Origin of the sequence: Streptomyces sp. 1114.5 (genome assembly GCF_003635085.1) — a bacterium.
Taxonomy (GTDB): domain Bacteria; phylum Actinomycetota; class Actinomycetes; order Streptomycetales; family Streptomycetaceae; genus Kitasatospora.
Genome location: NZ_RBXE01000001.1, coordinates 3,297,939 through 3,313,690, shown reverse-complemented (window position 1 = coordinate 3,313,690; position 15,752 = coordinate 3,297,939). Strand labels below are relative to the sequence as shown.

Annotated in this window: 17 protein-coding genes; 10 read left to right on the top strand and 7 right to left on the bottom strand. The window is 73.6% G+C overall.

What is annotated here, in order from left to right; all coding sequences use genetic code 11:
- Positions 1 to 33 precede the first annotated feature (33 nt).
- The 7 genes from tgmA (at position 34) to BX285_RS14665 (ending at position 6,167) form a co-directional block, all read left to right on the top strand.
- Positions 34 to 249: a putative ATP-grasp-modified RiPP gene (gene tgmA / locus BX285_RS14690; RefSeq protein WP_121175359.1), complete on the top strand. Its 216-nt coding sequence runs from the start codon at positions 34 to 36 to the stop codon at positions 247 to 249.
- Positions 250 to 259: 10 nt separating this feature from the next.
- Positions 260 to 1,207, top strand: a complete 948-nt coding sequence (gene tgmB, locus BX285_RS14685; protein ID WP_259470532.1) for an ATP-grasp ribosomal peptide maturase — start codon at positions 260 to 262, stop codon at positions 1,205 to 1,207.
- On the top strand, positions 1,200 to 2,405 hold the full coding sequence (gene tgmC, locus BX285_RS14680) for an ATP-grasp peptide maturase system methyltransferase (protein WP_121175358.1): 1,206 nt from the start codon (positions 1,200 to 1,202) through the stop codon (positions 2,403 to 2,405). The genes tgmB and tgmC overlap by 8 nt, the downstream gene beginning before the upstream one ends.
- 7 nt (positions 2,406 to 2,412) lie before the next feature.
- On the top strand, positions 2,413 to 2,517 hold the full coding sequence (locus BX285_RS39470) for a DUF6879 family protein (RefSeq protein WP_398900953.1): 105 nt from the start codon (positions 2,413 to 2,415) through the stop codon (positions 2,515 to 2,517).
- 224 nt (positions 2,518 to 2,741) lie between these two features.
- Positions 2,742 to 3,455 carry a bifunctional 2-polyprenyl-6-hydroxyphenol methylase/3-demethylubiquinol 3-O-methyltransferase UbiG gene (locus BX285_RS14675; RefSeq protein WP_121175357.1) on the top strand — a complete coding sequence of 238 codons (714 nt, stop codon included), beginning with the start codon at positions 2,742 to 2,744 and terminating at the stop codon, positions 3,453 to 3,455.
- 36 nt (positions 3,456 to 3,491) lie between these two features.
- Positions 3,492 to 4,751, top strand: coding sequence for an alpha/beta hydrolase family protein (locus BX285_RS14670; RefSeq protein ID WP_121175356.1), 1,260 nt, complete (start codon positions 3,492 to 3,494; stop codon positions 4,749 to 4,751).
- Positions 4,752 to 5,357: 606 nt separating this feature from the next.
- Positions 5,358 to 6,167 carry a hypothetical protein gene (locus BX285_RS14665; protein WP_147465162.1) on the top strand — a complete coding sequence of 270 codons (810 nt, stop codon included), beginning with the start codon at positions 5,358 to 5,360 and terminating at the stop codon, positions 6,165 to 6,167.
- A gap of 172 nt (positions 6,168 to 6,339) precedes the next feature.
- Here the strand turns inward: BX285_RS14665 and BX285_RS14660 are convergent, their stop codons facing one another.
- The 3 genes from BX285_RS14660 to BX285_RS14650 all read right to left on the bottom strand — a co-directional run bounded on the left by BX285_RS14660 (position 6,340) and on the right by BX285_RS14650 (position 8,622).
- Positions 6,340 to 6,897, bottom strand: a complete 558-nt coding sequence (locus BX285_RS14660) for a hypothetical protein (protein WP_121175354.1) — start codon at positions 6,895 to 6,897, stop codon at positions 6,340 to 6,342.
- 163 nt (positions 6,898 to 7,060) lie between these two features.
- The gene (locus BX285_RS14655; protein WP_121175353.1) at positions 7,061 to 7,624 is read right to left on the bottom strand and encodes a GNAT family N-acetyltransferase; all 564 of its coding nucleotides are present in this window, start codon (positions 7,622 to 7,624) and stop codon (positions 7,061 to 7,063) included.
- 89 nt (positions 7,625 to 7,713) lie between these two features.
- Positions 7,714 to 8,622 (bottom strand): LysR family transcriptional regulator, encoded by a 909-nt coding sequence (locus tag BX285_RS14650; protein ID WP_121175352.1) that lies wholly within the window; start codon positions 8,620 to 8,622, stop codon positions 7,714 to 7,716.
- A gap of 70 nt (positions 8,623 to 8,692) precedes the next feature.
- Here BX285_RS14650 and BX285_RS14645 point away from each other — a divergent pair, with 70 nt between their 5' ends.
- A complete protein-coding gene (locus BX285_RS14645; RefSeq protein ID WP_121175351.1) occupies positions 8,693 to 9,526 on the top strand; it encodes a glutamine amidotransferase-related protein in 834 nt (277 codons plus the stop codon).
- Positions 9,527 to 9,545: 19 nt separating this feature from the next.
- Here BX285_RS14645 and BX285_RS14640 read toward each other — a convergent pair whose 3' ends face one another.
- The 3 genes from BX285_RS14640 to BX285_RS14630 all read right to left on the bottom strand — a co-directional run bounded on the left by BX285_RS14640 (position 9,546) and on the right by BX285_RS14630 (position 11,755).
- Positions 9,546 to 10,157, bottom strand: a complete 612-nt coding sequence (locus BX285_RS14640) for a GNAT family N-acetyltransferase (protein WP_121175350.1) — start codon at positions 10,155 to 10,157, stop codon at positions 9,546 to 9,548.
- A gap of 252 nt (positions 10,158 to 10,409) precedes the next feature.
- Positions 10,410 to 11,018, bottom strand: a complete 609-nt coding sequence (gene coaE, locus BX285_RS14635; protein WP_097238377.1) for a dephospho-CoA kinase — start codon at positions 11,016 to 11,018, stop codon at positions 10,410 to 10,412.
- Positions 11,019 to 11,104: 86 nt separating this feature from the next.
- A complete protein-coding gene (locus BX285_RS14630; RefSeq protein WP_097238376.1) occupies positions 11,105 to 11,755 on the bottom strand; it encodes an MBL fold metallo-hydrolase in 651 nt (216 codons plus the stop codon).
- 62 nt (positions 11,756 to 11,817) lie between these two features.
- Between BX285_RS14630 and BX285_RS14625 the strand changes: the two genes are divergently transcribed.
- Positions 11,818 to 12,249 carry a MarR family winged helix-turn-helix transcriptional regulator gene (locus BX285_RS14625; protein WP_121175349.1) on the top strand — a complete coding sequence of 144 codons (432 nt, stop codon included), beginning with the start codon at positions 11,818 to 11,820 and terminating at the stop codon, positions 12,247 to 12,249.
- 243 nt (positions 12,250 to 12,492) lie between these two features.
- The gene (gene zapE / locus BX285_RS14620) at positions 12,493 to 13,251 is read left to right on the top strand and encodes a cell division protein ZapE (protein ID WP_259470531.1); all 759 of its coding nucleotides are present in this window, start codon (positions 12,493 to 12,495) and stop codon (positions 13,249 to 13,251) included.
- On the opposite strand, the gene BX285_RS14615 is transcribed toward zapE, so the two are convergent.
- Positions 13,248 to 15,584, bottom strand: a complete 2,337-nt coding sequence (locus BX285_RS14615) for an MMPL family transporter (protein ID WP_121175348.1) — start codon at positions 15,582 to 15,584, stop codon at positions 13,248 to 13,250. The two genes, zapE and BX285_RS14615, sit on opposite strands and share 4 nt — an antisense overlap.
- Positions 15,585 to 15,752 lie beyond the last annotated feature (168 nt).

Sequence of the window (15,752 nt, the reverse complement as noted above, 5' to 3'; positions counted from 1 at the left end):
CACCCTCGGAATCGAGCACGAGAGGAGACCACCATGACCACCGCCTCCATGGCGCAGCAGCCGTTCGCCATGCGCTTCGCCGCTCGCCAGACCAGCGAGCCGGCCGACGCCACTGGCGTCACGTACGACCACACGCTGCAGATCGCCGTCACCTCCGACGGCAACCCGTGGGCGCACACCGCGCACGGCGAGACCAGCAGCAACACCAACTCCGACAGCAAGAACGACGAAGGCACCGACTTCTACTAGGAGAACCGAGGTGACGGAACCCGACGGCGAGGCGGTGCTGGTTCTCACGAACCGCCTCGACTCCACTGCGGATCTGGTGGTCGAGCACCTGAACGACCGGGGCGTCCCGGTGTTCCGCTGCGACACCGCCGAGTTCCCGACCGAACTCACCCTGGCGGCGACCCTGGAGGACCAGTGGGCTGGAGTGCTCGACAACGGGTACCGCACGCTCGACCTGTCCCGGGTCCGTTCGGTCTACTTCCGCAGGCCCGAGGAGTTCCGGCTTCCTGACGGCATGTCCGAGGCTGGACGGCGGTTCGCCGCCGCCCAGTCCCGGGCGGGGTTCGTCGGTGTCGCCGTTGCTCTTCCCTGCCTGTGGATCAACCACCCTGCGCGGGACCTGGATGCCAACCACAAACCGTGGCAACTCGCCGCTGCCCGGCGCCTGGGACTGAATCCGCCGCGCAGCATCATCACCAACGACCCTGCAGCGGGCCGGAATTTCGCCGCCGCCCTCGGCGGCGCCCCGGTCATCACCAAGAGCCTCGGCGCGCCTGTGGACACCGTGGTCATCGACCCCGCCGATCTGGACGACTCGGTGCGGCTGTGCGCCCACCTCTTCCAGGAGTGGATCGACAAGGCGCACGAGGTCCGGCTGACCGTGGTCGGCGACCGCTTCTTCCCCGTCGAGATCCACGCCGGGTCGGAGGCCGCCCGCATCGACTGGCGCACCGACTACAGGAGCCTCACCTACCGGCCGACGGCCGTCCCCGACCAGGTGCGCGAGCGCGTGTCCGCGTTCATGCGCGAGTTCGGACTCGTCTTCGGGGCCTTCGACTTCATCGTGACCCCGACCGGGGAATGGCGGTTCCTCGAAGTGAACCCCAACGGCCAGTGGTCGTGGATCGAGCACAGGACCGGCGTGCCCATCGCGCGCGCCATCGCGGATCTTCTGGAGAAGGGCCACACACATGCCTGACCCCCTGAGCGGGACCGACGAAACGGCGCACGGCCTGCGCGTCCGTCTCGCCGAGGAGCTGACGCGCGACGGCTCGCTGCGCAGCCCGCAGTGGCGGGAGGCGGTCCTTGCGGTGCCCCGCCACGTCTTCCTACCGGCGTTCTTCACCGCCGAGGACGGCCCGGACGGCATCACCCGCTACACCGTCGTCCACCGCGACACCGACGCCTCGCGGTGGCTACAACTGGCCTACGAGAACACCACCTGGGTCACCCAGCTCGACCACGGCGCCACCCCGCCGAACGGGAACCCCTCCACCGGTACTCCCACCAGCTCCTCCACCCTCCCCGGCGTCGTCGTCCGGATGCTCGAAGACCTCGACGTCCCCGACGGCGCGAACGTGCTCGAAGTCGGCACCGGCACCGGCTACTCCACCGCCCTGCTCTGCGCCCGGCTCGGCGACCGGTACGTGACCAGCGTCGAACACGATGCCGCCCTGTCCGCCGCAGACGGCGAACGGCTCGCTTCCCTCGGCCACCACCCCCGCCTGATCGTCGGCGACGGCGCCAAGGGCAGCCCGGAGAACGGGCCGTACGACCGGATCATCGCGACGTACTCGCCTGACCACGTCCCGGCCCCGTGGCTGGCCCAGGCACGCCCCGGCGCGATCATCCTGGCGTCGCTGGTCGGCAGCCTGGACGCGTACGGCTACCTGAAACTGCGCGTCGGCGAAGGCGGCGACGGCGGCGTGGCACAGGGCCGCTTCATCGACTCCGAGGTCTCGTTCATGCTCTCCCGCGAGACCCGCCGGCCCCCGATCGGCCCTCTCATGCGTGCTGCCGTCCGAGCCCGCACCGACGCCCCCGGCCTCGACACGACCGTCGATGGCGACACCCTCGCCGACCCGTCGTTCCTGTGGAGCGCCCAGATCGCCCTCCCCGGCACGACCCGCCTGCGCCTGACGGCCGACGACGTCACCGGCCAGTGGTTCCTCCACCCCGACGGCTCCTGGGCGGTACTGGAGAGCCGGCCCGACGGCACCAGGCGCGCATTCCAGGGCGGCCCGCGCGCCCTCTGGTCCGAGCTGGAGGCGGCAGCCACGGCGTGGGTCTCCAACGGCCGTCCGGGACTGGAGCGTTACGGCCTCACGGTGACCCCGGAGACGAACACGGTCTGGCTGGACACCCCCGACAACCCGATCGGCATTCTCGGGCCGTGACCACCTCATCGGACACGAAGTCACCACCGCCCCCGGGACCGTAAGGCTCTGCGGCTCGGCGTTCGAGGCCGTCTGGGAGCGCGCCGTGCCGCACGACCGGTACAACGTCTGACCCCGCCGGGCTCCTTGGTCGAAACGTTATGTCGCAACCCTCTCCCGGCCATCCCCTCGCCGTGCAGGAACGGCCATTCCCGGCCCGGGAGAGGGGCGGGGTCGCTCACCACCCCGGACCCGAATGACCCGTGCCCGCCACCGGCTCGGGGGCTCAACAGCCAACCCTGCAGCGGGTTTTCGGCCCATCGCACTCGCCCCCCGAGCCCGCCTACGCTCGACCCCATGAACCGCACCATCCGCACCACCGAGGATGTCCTCGTCCTGCTCGACGGCCTCTTCCCTCCCCCCGCACCCTTCTGGGACCGCTTCTACGCGGACCGCTCCGCCGACCGCCCGTTCTTCGCGCCGAAGCCGGACGAGAACCTGGTCTCCTACCTCGACCGCGATCTGCTTCGGCCGGGCCGCGCCCTCGACCTCGGCTGCGGCCCCGGCCGGAACGCGATCCACCTGGCGGCCGCCGGCTTCGAGGTCGACGCCGTCGACCTCTCCTCCACCGCCGTCGCCTGGGCCGAGGAGCGCGCCCGCGAGGCCGGCGCGGGCGCCAACCTGCGCTTCCACCGGGCGAGCATCTTCGACGCCGAACTCCCCCACGCCCAGTACGACTTGGTCTACGACTCCGGCTGCCTGCACCACCTCCCGCCGCACCGCCGGGTCAGCTACCTCGCCCTCCTCGACCGCCTCCTCGCACCGAACGGCCACTTCGCCGTCACCGCCTTCGCCGCCGGGGCGATGGGCTCCGAGCGGCCGGACGAGGAGCTGTACCGACTCGGCGCGCTGGAGGGCGGGCTCGCCTACAGCCCGGACGAACTCCGGTCTATTTTCCGGGACTTCATGCCGCTGGAGATCCGCCCGATGGCCGCCCACAGCCCGAGCTCGGCCCGCTTCGGCGTCCCCTTCCTGCTCACAGCGCTCTTCCAGCGTCCTCCCAGCCTCTAATCGCCCTCTCATCTCCCGCGCCTAGCCTCCGGCCGTATGAACGTCTCCCTGCTCGACGGCTGGTTCCCCTGGACGGTCCAGGCCGCGGCCCTCGCGCTGCTCCTGGGCACGGTGGTCCGGCGGGACCGGGCCTGGCAACGCAAGTGGGGCCCGATCGCGCTGGGGACGGCGCTGGCGGTCACGGTCGTCGTGGCAGTGGCCGTGGTGGCGCTGAGCGGGATCACCGACCCGATCCCGTTCGGGGTGTGGCTGTGGGGCGGGGTGGCGGTCGCGGCGTTGTGCGTGCTGGGGTTCGGCTGGCGGGGCGCGCGGTGGTGGCGGCGGGTGCTGGTGGCGCCGACCGTACTGCTGGCGCTGTTCGCCGCCGCGAACAGCGTGAACATCGCCACCGGCTACTACCCGACCCTGGGCGACGCTGTCGGTGAGCTCAGCGGGGAGCCGCTGCCGGAGCAGGTCACCCTCGCCGAGCTCGCCTCGATCCACGGCAAGACCAGGACCGGCCGCATCGTGCAGGTCGACATACCGGACACCGCCAGCGGCTTCGCCCACCGCCAGGAGCTGGTCTACCTGCCGCCCGCGTGGTTCCGCAGCCAGAGCCGACCCAAGCTGCCGGTGCTGGAGATGATCGGCGGCGAGTTCGCGGCACCGGACAACTGGATCCGGTCCGGCAACGCGGTGCGGACGGCCGACGAGTTCGCCGCCAAGCACAACGGCTTCGCCCCGATCCTGGTCTTCGCGGACGCCACCGGTGGCTTCCGGGTGGACACCGAGTGCGTGGACGGCCCGCACGGCAACTCCGAGGCCCACCTGGTCAAGGACATCCCGCCGTTCGTCCAGAAGACCTTCAACGCCGCCACCGACCCGCACAAGTGGGGTGTGGCCGGCTGGTCGATGGGCGGCACCTGCGCCTTCGACCTCACCGTCGAACACCCGGGCGTCTTCACCCACTTCGGGGACTTCTCCGGCGACAAGGGCCCGTACATCGGCGACAAGGAGCACACCGTCCAGGAGCTGTACGGCGGCGACGCAGCGGCCTGGGCGGCCCACGACCCGCTGACCGTACTCGCCCACCACCCCCGGTACCAGGGCGTCTCCGGGTACTTCGGCCAGGGCGACGAGGAGCACGGCCAGATCGAGTCCGCCAAGGCCCTGGACGCGGCCGCCCGCAAGGACGGCATCCGTACGGTCACCGCCGTCGGCTCCGGCAAGCACACCTGGCAGACCGGCGCGGCGACCTTCGCTCAGGCCCTGCCCTGGCTGGCCCAGCAACTCGGCGTCCCGGGGACGCACGCATAACGCCCAGCCGTCCGCAACCCGCAGCTCCGCCCCGCCAGTTAGCATGTCCACGCCGTGTCTACGCCGTGTCCACGCCGAGGTACCGCCACCCCGCCCGCCCGGGGGAAAGCCTTGGTGTCGGCAACCACCCGCACCCCGCCCGCCCGCACCGCCGGGAGCACCGTACGGACCCGTAGCAGGTGCCCCAGCCAAGCGAATTGACCCCTCCGGACGGCGCGCAGGCGCGGTCGCACGCCGCCGGAACCCCCGCACGCCGCCCATAGCTCCCGACGCGCCCGCACACATGTTCCCCACCAGCCCCCTGCAACCCGCCCCGCCGCGCGAGCATCCGCCGGAATCCCGCTTTGCTCCCGACCGTCCGGTGGCATAAGTTTCGACCGCCGTCGACGCAGCACCGGCTCTGACCACCCCTCATATCCGAGGAGGGCGGCGCAGCCAGGAGCCGGACGGCCGCACGACAACGGGGGAGGAACAGCCATGCCGAGTGCCCGCGACCACGCGGTGACCGGGCGGCGAGGACGGACGGACGGTACCGCGCACCCGCGGCCCGCGCCCGGAGCGCGACCGACCCCCGCCCACGCCACCGGACACCTGAGGAATCGTCAGTTGCGCAGCACCCGAATGGTCACCGCCACCGCCGCAGCCCTCGTCTGCCTGGGCGCGCTGAGCGCCTGCGGACCGGACAATGACGGGGGCCAGGACGCCGGCAAGACCGCCGCGCCCGCCCCCTCCGCCACCGCCGCCCCGGCCGGCAGCCCTGGCGGCACCGCCACCGGCGCACCCGCCACGGGCGGCACCGGCGGGGCTGCCAAGGCCATCCCGGCCAAGGCCTGGATGGACACCAAGAGCATCCCGATGGACGAGGCCTACCACTACGCTCCGCTGGCGGCCAACGCCAAGCCGGGCACCGGCCCGATCCAGTTCAAGGGCATGGAGCTGTGTCACGCGGCCGTCGCCAAGGACGACGAGTGGATGTTCGCCGGCACCGCGTCCGCCAAGGCCTCGGTCGGCTTCGGCGGCGACCGCTGGACGGCCCAGCAGGCCCTTCTGTTCGAGGGCGACCCGACCCACAGCAGCGGCACCAAGCAGACCACCAACCTGACGTACGGCCGCCTGACGGACGCCCTCAAGGGCTGCGCCAAGACCGCGCCCGGCGCGACCGTCAAGGTCAACAGCGCCGAGGACGCGCCGTACTTCGCCGCCGTCCTGACCGTCCCGCAGGCCGACGGAACCACCGTCACCCTGCACGAGTACGCGGTCACCGACGGCGGCACGGTCAGCGAGCTGTCCGTCTGGGCCACCACCAAGGCCGGCGCCCAGCCCAAGGACGCCTGGAAGGCCCCCGAGGACAAGTACGTCGGCACCGGCATGACGGCGCCGATGTGCGAGGCCCTGCCGGGCTGCGACGGGCACTGACCCTACGGCGGGCGCTGGCCCGCGGGCACCGTACGTACGGGCGCCCGCACCACCCCACAGACGGCCGTCCGGCCCGTCCGGCACAGGGGACCGGACGGGCCGGACGGCTCATTCACGCCCGCTCTCGGAGCGCCTGCCTCACGGCCCCGGGAGCGTCACAGCCCCGAGAGCGTCACAGCCCCAGCACGCTGAGCGCCGTGGTCCAGTCGCTCGCGATGGCGCTGCGGGCGTCGTCCAGGCTCACCCGGCCGCCGCACACCGCGTTCTTGAGCTTGGTCTCGACGGAGTCCTTGCTCTGCGCCGGCTGGCTGCCGTAGCGCGGCTCGGGCCACAGGTTGGCCGGGTCGCGCGGGGCGCCGCCGAGCTCCAGCGGGACGAGGTGGTCCTCCTCGTAGTCGGCGGTGCTGGTGTCCGCGTAGCCGTACTGCGCGATCTGCTGCACCTTCAGCTTGTTGGTGTAGCTGGTCGACGGGCGGACGGTGGCGGTCCAGCCGGAGACGCAGATGGTCTGCCCGATGGTGTCCTGGGTGACGTCCGGGTTGTACGCACCGGGGGTGCAGTCCGGGTCGGGCAACGGCAGGTACGCCTGCGAACAACTCGCCGTGAGCGTAGGGGAGTTCGCGGTCATGGCAGAGGTTCTGGCGGCCGCGTGCGCAGTGCCGGCGGCGAGCCCGGCGGCGGCGAGGGCGGCCGCCGTGGTGACGACGGTCAGACGGTGACGGAGCATCATGGGGAAGTCTCCTGGGCCGGCCCGGCCTCTCGCCGGGCGACTGTGCTCATGACAGCACCGTGCGCGCGACGACCGTCAGACCCAGGACGTGAACGCCTGGTGATCCCCGTCTTCACAACCGCCGCCCAGGGGCCCGCCTCGGGCCCCCGGGACCCCTGCGCGGTCAGTCCCGCCACACCGCCAGCTCGACCTCCCGGCCCGTCCCGGCGCCCGGCACGGCCAGCACCACACCGGAGTGCTCGAAGCCGGCCTTGACGTACAGCGCCTCCGCCCGGACGTTGTCCTCGTGGACGAACAGCCGCACCCGCCGGATCCGGGGCTCGGTGAGCGACCACGACCACTCCCGGGCGGCCCGGAGCAGGTCCTGCGCCAGCCCGGTGCCCCGTGCCTCGGGCCGGACGTAGACCGCGATGACGTGCGTCTGCTCGACCTCGACGACGTCACCCTCCAGGGCCCCCGGCCCGCCGGGGTGCTCGACCCGCGCGCTGACCGTGCCGAGCCAGCGCCCGTCCGCGTCCTCGCCGACGAACTGCGCCATGGCGGAGCCCGCCGCGGCCGTCGCGGTGCGGTCCTGCCAGAACTCGTCGGGCCTGGCGGCCGCCTGCTCGTGGGTCTCCAGGAAGGCGATCGCCGCGACCGGGTCCAGCAGGGCGTCCAGCCGGATCTCCTTGGCTCGACGCCACTCCTCGGCCCGTACCCGTCTGATGGTGATGTCGCTGCTGCTCATGGCGTGATCGTTTCATCGCTCCCGGCGGCCCCCGCAACCGAATTTCCCATCGCCGAGCACCCCCGAGCACCGCCGAGCACCCCCACCGATCAGGCCGGAAGCGCCCGCGCCCCCTCCAGCAGCCGCGCCAGCAGCGCCGCCGGCCCCTCCGGCAGGCTCCCGTGGACGAGCTCGGTGCGGTGCACCAGCCGGGGCGCGGCGATCGGCGCGCACGCGACGCCGGGCACGGCGGCGAGCACCGGTTCGGGAAGCAGCGTGAGCCCGTGCCCGGCGGCGACCAGGGCGAGCAGCCCGTGCAGGTCGGTGCCCTGGTAGCGGGTCGCGGGCCGGAAGCCGTCGACGCCCGCGGCCGCGCGCAGCCGGGCGACCGGCGGGGCCAGGTCGGGGGCGTCCAGCCAGCGGGCGGCGGAGAGGTCGGCGAGCGCGAGGCCGGCGCGGCCGGCCAGCGGGTGGCCGGCGGGCAGCGCGACGGCGATCGGCCGCTCGTCCACTGCAACGGTGCGCAGCGGGCCGACCTCGGGCAGCGGCAGCGGGTCGCTGGGCGCGGCGAGGCCGTCGACCAGGGCGAGGTCGACCTCGCCGGTGGCGACCTGCGCGGGGAGCACGTCCTGGGCGAGCACCCGGACCACCGGTTGCGTCCTCGGGTACGCCCGGCGCACCTCGCCGAGTACGCGCCCCAGGGTCGCCCCGACTGCCAGCGGGGTGGCGCCGAGCACCAGCCGGGCGCTCGGGGCGCCGGCCAGGCGCGCGACGTCGGCACGCGCCGCCTCCAGCCGGACCAGCAGCGGCGCGGCGTGCTCCAGCAGCCGCCGCCCGGCCTCGGTCGGGCCGACCGGGCGGCGCACCAGCAGGGCGGTGCCGAGGTCGGCCTCCAGTGCGGCGATCTGCTGCGAGACGGCGGACTGGGTGTAGCCGAGGTCCCGCGCCGCGTCCGAGAAGGAGGCGAGGCGGGCGACGGTGACGAAGGTGCGCAGCTGCTGCGGATCCACGGCGGTCATCAACCGATCTGATCGAGACTTAAGAAATCATCGTTGGCGCTGATCTCGGGTGCGGGGTCAGGATAGCCGCATGACCTACCTGACCCCGCGGATCGCCCTGGTCGGCGACCGCTCCCCGGCCGTCCGCTCGCACGCCCGCATCCCCGGGCTGCTCGACGCCCTCGCCGAGCACGACCGGCTCGTCCTGGACGCCTACTGGATCCCGACCGGGGACGCCGGGGCACCGGGCGCCCTGGACGGCTTCGACGCGGTCTGGCTGCTCCCCGGCAGCCCGTACCGCAGCGAGGCGGGCGCCCTCGCCGCCGTCCGGACCGCCCGCGAGGGCCGCATCCCCTTCCTCGGCACCTGCGCCGGGTTCCAGCACGCGGTGCTGGAGTACGCCCACAACGTCTGCGGGCTGACCGACGCCGTCCACGGCGAGGAGCACCCCGACCGGGAGCACCAGGTGATCGCCCCGCTGAGCTGCTCGCTGGTCGGCCACGAGGGCGCCGTCACGGTCACCCCGGGCACCCTTGCCGAGCGCGTCCTCGGCACCACCCACACCCTGGAGCGCTACCACTGCGCGTACGGCCTGAACACCGCCTACCTGGACCGGCTGCGCGCGCACGGCCTGCGGTTCAGCGGCGCGGACGGCTCGGGCGACGTACGGATCCTGGAGCTGTCCGAGCAGGACCACCCGTTCTTCCTCGCCTCGCTGTTCCAGCCCGAGCTCTCCGGCGACGGCACCCGGGCGCACGCCATGATCCGCGCCTTCGCCACCGCCGCCACGGCCCACGCGGACGCGAACGGACCGACCGTCAACCCCACCTCGTACGGACCGGCCTCGTACGGACCCACCGACACCGGCACCGACACCGGCACCGGCGCCGCCACCGACCCGGACGCCTACGCGCCGATCGCCTGACCTGGGACGGGCCCCGCCCTCACATCGGCAGCGACCGCAGCCGCACCGGCCCCTCCGGCCACCCGGCCCCCGCCGCCAGCGCCGTCCACATGGTGCGCAGCGGCATCACCGCCAGCCGGCCCTGCGGCTGCTCCACCGTCACCTCCTCCGCCACCTCCCGGAAGCCGAGCCCCCGGTAGAACGCGGCCAGCGGCGGACGGCAGAACAGCAGCGCGTGCCGGTGGCCGAGCGCACGGGCGTGGTCGAGAGCGGCCCCGACCACGGCCTGCGCGAGGCCGCCGCCGCGCCGGTCGGGGGCGACGCAGACTCCGCCGACGCCCATCACCGTCAGGTCGGTGCCGCCCGCGGTGAGCGGCAGCGGCAGCAGCCCGGTGTGGGCGACGAGCCGGCCGCCGGCGGCCCGGATGCCGAAGTGGATCTCCTTGGGCAGGAAGGTCAGCCCGGTGTACGCGACCCCGTACGGGTCGTCCCCGGGGCCCAGGACCTCCTCCTGCTCGGCGCGGGTGTACTGCGCCAGCAGCTCAACGGCCGGCGGCCCGGCCAGGTGCGGCGGCTCGGCCAGGTGCGGCGGCGCGGGCAGCTGCGGCGGCTCGGCCAGGTGCGGCGGCTCGGGCGAGAAACGATCATCCATCCCGCCATGCTCCCCCGCACCCGAGGCCTTCCGACAGCCCCTTCCCGGCCACTCGGTCCGAAGGTCATCCCGGCCACACCCCGGTGCGGAACCATGCCTCTCGGCGGCACCCTGTACGCCGGACCGACCCCCGAGGGCGGCTTCGCCGTCCACGGCCGCCTACCGCTGGGCGGCGCCGCGTAGGACCGGCCCCAGGTCCGGTCAGGCCCGAGCCCGCGTCAGGCCAAGCCCCCCGTCGGACCCAAGTCCCCCTCAGGCCGAGGCCCGCGCCGCCCGCGCCGCCAGCTCCGCCCAGACCTCGTCCACCCGGGCCGACAGCTCGGCCAGCTCCCCGCCGTTGTCGATCACCAGGTCGGCGATCGCCAGCCGGTCCGCCCGCGAGGCCTGCGCGGCCATCCGGGCCCGGGCCTCCTCCTCGGCCATCCCGCGCAGCCGTACCAGCCGGTCGACCCGCACCTCGTCGGCCGCGTCGACCACCACGATCAGGTCGAACAGCGGCGCCAGCCCGTTCTCGGCCAGCAGCGGCACGTCGTGCACCACGACCGCGTCCGGCGCGGCGGCCGCCTCCAGTTCGGCGGAACGGTCCCGCACCAGCGGGTGGACGATGGCGTTCAGCGCCTTCAGCCGCTCCGGGTCGGCGAACACGATCGCCCCGAGGGCGGGCCGGTCCAGCGTGCCGTCCTCCCGCAGCACCTGCGGACCGAACTCGGCGACGACGGCGGCCAGACCGGCCGTGCCGGGGGCGACCACCTCGCGGGCGATCACGTCGGAGTCCACGATCACCGCGCCGTGCGCGGCGAACAGCCGGGACACCTCGCTCTTGCCCGCGCCGATGCCACCCGTCAGTCCGATCTTCAGCATGGCGTCAGGCTACCGGCGCGGCCCCGCGGGCGTCAGCCCCGGCCCCGCCCCCGCCGCCCCGCCCCGCCCCCGGCACCCGGGCCCCGTCAGCCCACCTCCAGGCTCTCGCCCTCCCCCAGCACGGTCAGCCCTGCGCCGGTGCCCGGCCCGTCCGGCCCGAGCAGCCGGGTGGCCACCATGTGCCCGATCGGGCTGAGCGTCGCCTCGTGGACCGGCACCGCCACTCGCGGGCCCGCCTCCCGGACGTAGTCGACCACCTCGCCGGCCTTGCTCCACGGCGCCGCGAGCGGCAGCAGCAGGGTGTCGACGGCGTGCGGCGGCACGGTGAACGCGTCGCCGGGGTGGAAGAGGCGGCCGTCGAAGAGGAAGCCGATGTTCTTGACGAGCGGGATGTCCGCGTGGATCTCCGCGTGCCACTCGCCGTGCACCGACACCGCCAGCCCGCCGGGCCCGCCGAGCTCGAAGGCGTCGCCCTCGCCGACCGCCGAGACCCGCTGCGCCACGCCGTCCAGCTGGGCGGCGACGGCGCTGTTGGTCCACACCCGCAGCGCCGGGTCGGCCTCCAGCGCGGCGCGCAGCCGGGACTCCTCGAAGTGGTCCATGTGCTCGTGGGTGATCAGGACGGCGTCCGCCCCGGTCAGGGCGGCGGGGTCGGTGAAGGCCCCGGGGTCGACGACGACGGTGGTGTCGCCGTGCTCGATGCGTACGCAGGCGTGTCCGAACTTGGTGATTCGCATGCCGGAAACTCTACAGCATTGCTGTACAGCAATGCTGTACATATTCCGGATAGACTGCTCCCATGCCCAGCGAAGCCCCGCACCCGGACACCCTGGAACTCGCCGCCGACCTGCGCGCCGCCCTCGGCAGCCTGGTCCGCGCCCTGCGCGACAGCGACGACCTGCCGCCGAACCAGGCCGCCGTGCTCGGCCTGCTGGTCCGCGACGAGCGCTCCTACACCGTCGCCGAACTCGCCGACCTCCGGCGCGTCCGCCACCAGTCGATGGCCCGCACCGTCGCCCTGATGACCGAGGCCGGCCTGGTCGCCCAACAGCCCCACCCCACCGACGGCCGCAAGCAACTCATCGCCGTCACCGAGGCCGGCCACACCGCCCTGCTCGACCAGCGCGCCCGCCGCGAACACCACATCGCCACCGCCATCGAGGCCCGCCTGTCCACCGAGGAGCGGCAGCAGCTGCGCACCGCCGTCGGCCTCCTCGACCGCCTGCGCTGACCTGCAGCCTGCGAACTCCCTGCACGCCTGCGCTGACCTGCGAACTCCCCGCCCGGGGCACGCCCCTGACCTCCTGCTAGGGTCCGACGACGTGACGGACAGGGCGGAGCAGCAGGACCGGGCCATGCGCGGGCACTTCCACCACGCCGCCCAGCAGCGCGGGTTCACCCTCAGCCAGGCCCAGCACGCGGCGGTCGACCGGCTCGGCCGGCCAAGCACCAGGGCGCAGCCGTCGACCGCGCCGTGGACGAGCTGCTCGACGGCTGCCGGATCCTGGTCTTCGACGAGTTCCACGACGCCGGCGACGCGATGCTCGTCGCCCGCCTCTTCCGCACCCTGCTGGAACGCCGGATCACCCTGGTCACCACGTCCAACTACCCGCCCACCGGCCTGATGCCCGACCCGCTGTACCACCACCTCTTCGAGCCGACGATCGCGCTCATCGAGGAACGGATGGACGTCCTCGACGTCTCCGGCCCGGTCGACTTCCGCCGCGAGCCCCGCCCCCAGGAGGTGTCCCAGCGCTTCGCCACCGGCGCCCTGCTGCGCCCCGGCCAGGAGGGGGCGGCCGGTCTGCCCCCGCCCGGCCCCGGGGAGGCCGCCCCGGTGGCCGTCCACCACCGCGACCTGCCCGCCCGCGCCGTCCGCGACGACCTGGTCTGGTTCGGCTTCGAGGAGCTGTGCGAGGGCCGCACCGCCGTACCCGACTACCTCGCGCTCGCCGAGCGCTTCCCCACCCTCGTCCTGGCCGACGTCCCCGCGCTGGTCGCCGCCACCAGGGACGCCCGCCAGCGCTTCGCCAACCTGGTGGACGTCTGCTGCGACCGTGACGTCCGCCTGGTCCTGATCGGCACCGACCCGATGACCGGCCTGGCCCCCGGCTCCCCGATCCAGCGCGACCTGGACCGCACCGCCAGCCGCCTCGCCCTGCTCCGCCACCCCGAGGCGGAGAGCGCCGCGGTGGAGAGCGCCGCGGCGGAGAGCGCCGCGGCAACCGGCTAGGTCTCCGACCCGACCAGGTCCTTCACCGCCGGCCGCTGCGCCGGGATCGTCGCCGAGGAGGGTAGCGACGCCGCCGCCTGCCCGATCTCCGGCAGCTCGACGTGCTCGCTCAGCCCGAAGCGCCGGTGCAGCCGCTTGAGCGGCGCGGGCGCCCACCAGTTGAACTCGCCGAACAGGCTCATCGCCGCCGGCACCAGCAGGCACCGCACCAGGGTGGCGTCCACCGCGACGGCGACGGCCAGGGCGATGCCCATCTGCTTGACCATGAGCATGTCCCCGAGCGCGAACCCGGCGAAGACGATCACCATCAGCAGCGCCGCCGAGGTGATGATCCGACCGCTGCGTTGGACGCCCAGCTCCACCGCCCTGGTACAGCTGTACCCACGCGAGTGCAGCTCCTTGATCCGGGCGAGCAGGAACACCTCGTAGTCCATCGACAGCCCGAAGGCGAAGGCGAAGACCAGCACCGGGATGAAGGTCTCCAGCCCGCCGGTCGGGCTGAAGCCGAGCAGCCCGCTGAACCACCCGTCCTGGAACACCAGGGTCAGCGCGCCGAGCGAGGCGCCCAGCGAGAGCAGGTTCATCAGCAGCGCCTTGACCGGCATCACCACCGAGCCGGTCATCAGGAACAGCAGCACCAGCGTCCCGGCCGCGACCAGGCCCAGCGCCCACGGCCCGCGCGACAGCAGCTCCTGCCGGAAGTCCACCACCGAGGCTGCGCCACCGGTGACGTAGGTCTTCAGCCCGCCGCGGTCGGCCCGCAGCTCCTCGACCACGTGCTTGGCCTGCCCGCCCTGCGGGTCCCCGTGCACCAGGACGTCGATCGTCGAGACGCCGGCGCTCACCGGGCTCACCGCCCGCACCCCGCTCACTCCGGGCAGCTTGGCGACCACGTCGTCCGCGTACGCCTGCGCCACCGAGGCACCGCCCTCGACCACCACCGTGATCGGCGCGGCCGCGACGTCCGGGAAGCGCTGGTCGATGGTGTCAGCGACCTGCCGCCCGGCCGAGGAGGTGGGCAGCACGGCGGCGCCGGAGTTGCGCATGTCGGCGTGCAGGAAGGGTGCCCCGGCCGCCATCAGCACGGCGACGCAGGCGAGCGCGACGAGCACCGCCCGCTTGCGGACCCGGCGGACGGTGCGGCTGAAGAAGCCCTCGTCGGGTACCGGCGCGGTGGGCGCCTTGATCCGCGAGCCGGCGAAGCCGAGCAGCGCGGGGATCAGGGTCAGCGCGGCGGCGACGGCGATCACCACCACGCTCACCCCGGCGGCCGCGACCGCTCCCAGTACCGGGCTGGTGAAGACGAACAGGCCGGACAGGGCGACGGCGACGGTCAGTCCGGAGAAGGCCACGGTGCGCCCGGCGGTCGCGGCGGTCCGTTCGACGGCGGCGGCGATGTCCGCGCCGTGGCCGCGCTCCTCGCGGAAACGGTTCACCATGAGCAGCGCGTAGTCGATCGAGAGTCCGAGCCCCAGGACGGTGGCGATCGGCAGCACGCTGGTGTCGATGTCCATGATCCGGCTGAATCCGAACATGGCCAGCAGTGCCCCGCCCACCGAGGCGACGGCGCCGATCACCGGCAGCGAGGCCGCCGCGAGCCCGCCGAACACCAGCACCATGACGACCAGGGTGAGCGGCAGCGTCACCATCTCGCCGAAGCGGGTGTCCTGCTCGGTCTGCTTCTTGACCTCCTGCTGCAGCACCAGGTCACCGCCGACGGTGACGTGGGCGCCGCCCGCTCCGTTCAGCGCGGCCAGCCGCTGGGTGACGGCGTCGGTCTGGCCGGAGGTGGCGGTGTCGGCCATCCGTACGGTGACCAGGCTCGCCGTCCCGTCGGCGGAGCGCAGCGCGGCCGAGGCCGGGCCGGAGCCGTACCCGTCGAGGGCGGAGGAGACCCCGGGCAGGCCCGCGATCTCCGCGGTGGCCTTCTGGACGGCGGCCCTGACGGCCGGGTCGTCCACCGGCTTCCCGTCGCCCGGCTTCCCGGCCGCCGGCTTTCCGTCGCCCGGCTTCCCGCCCACCGGCTTTCCGTCCGCCGGCTTTCCGTCCGCCTGCTGTCCGTCCACCGCCTTCTCGTCCACCACCGCGGTGACGGTGCCCGCCGACGGGTCGGCCGCGGCGACCACCGCGCTGCCCCGGTCGGCCTCGGCGCTGGCGGAGGAGGCCCCGGCCACCGAGCCCGCGAAGACCCGGCCGCCGATCAGGACGCCGACGACCAGGACGGCGGCCCAGAAGCCGAGCACCCAGCGGCGGTGCCGGAAGCAGAACCGGCCGAGGGCCGCGAGCCGGCCGCCGACCACGGCGGCGGGAACGGCGGAGGAGGGTTTGCGCATGAAGGAGCCTTTCGGGCAGCTCCACTCAATGTAGGTGCAACCCGAACTCCGGCCTATAGAAGGACAATGAGCCTCATCTCACACTTTCCTTCACATAAACCACACATAAGTCAAAGCGGAAAACGAAATGGGCCCCACCCGGAAATTCCGGGTGGGGCCCACCGTCTA

Excerpts from the sequence above, each read along its gene's own strand:
- BX285_RS14625 (WP_121175349.1), top strand. The coding sequence starts at position 11,818 with ATGCCCAGCGAAGCCCCGCACCCGGACACCCTGGAACTCGCCGCCGAC.
- BX285_RS14650 (WP_121175352.1), bottom strand. The coding sequence starts at position 8,622 with ATGACCGCCGTGGATCCGCAGCAGCTGCGCACCTTCGTCACCGTCGCC.
- tgmA (WP_121175359.1), top strand. The coding sequence starts at position 34 with ATGACCACCGCCTCCATGGCGCAGCAGCCGTTCGCCATGCGCTTCGCC.
- BX285_RS14645 (WP_121175351.1), top strand. The coding sequence starts at position 8,693 with ATGACCTACCTGACCCCGCGGATCGCCCTGGTCGGCGACCGCTCCCCG.
- BX285_RS14675 (WP_121175357.1), top strand. The coding sequence starts at position 2,742 with ATGAACCGCACCATCCGCACCACCGAGGATGTCCTCGTCCTGCTCGAC.
- BX285_RS14660 (WP_121175354.1), bottom strand. The coding sequence starts at position 6,897 with ATGATGCTCCGTCACCGTCTGACCGTCGTCACCACGGCGGCCGCCCTC.
- BX285_RS14640 (WP_121175350.1), bottom strand. The coding sequence starts at position 10,157 with ATGGATGATCGTTTCTCGCCCGAGCCGCCGCACCTGGCCGAGCCGCCG.
- BX285_RS14615 (WP_121175348.1), bottom strand. The coding sequence starts at position 15,584 with ATGCGCAAACCCTCCTCCGCCGTTCCCGCCGCCGTGGTCGGCGGCCGG.
- BX285_RS14655 (WP_121175353.1), bottom strand. The coding sequence starts at position 7,624 with ATGAGCAGCAGCGACATCACCATCAGACGGGTACGGGCCGAGGAGTGG.
- BX285_RS14670 (WP_121175356.1), top strand. The coding sequence starts at position 3,492 with ATGAACGTCTCCCTGCTCGACGGCTGGTTCCCCTGGACGGTCCAGGCC.
- tgmC (WP_121175358.1), top strand. The coding sequence starts at position 1,200 with ATGCCTGACCCCCTGAGCGGGACCGACGAAACGGCGCACGGCCTGCGC.
- coaE (WP_097238377.1), bottom strand. The coding sequence starts at position 11,018 with ATGCTGAAGATCGGACTGACGGGTGGCATCGGCGCGGGCAAGAGCGAG.
- BX285_RS14630 (WP_097238376.1), bottom strand. The coding sequence starts at position 11,755 with ATGCGAATCACCAAGTTCGGACACGCCTGCGTACGCATCGAGCACGGC.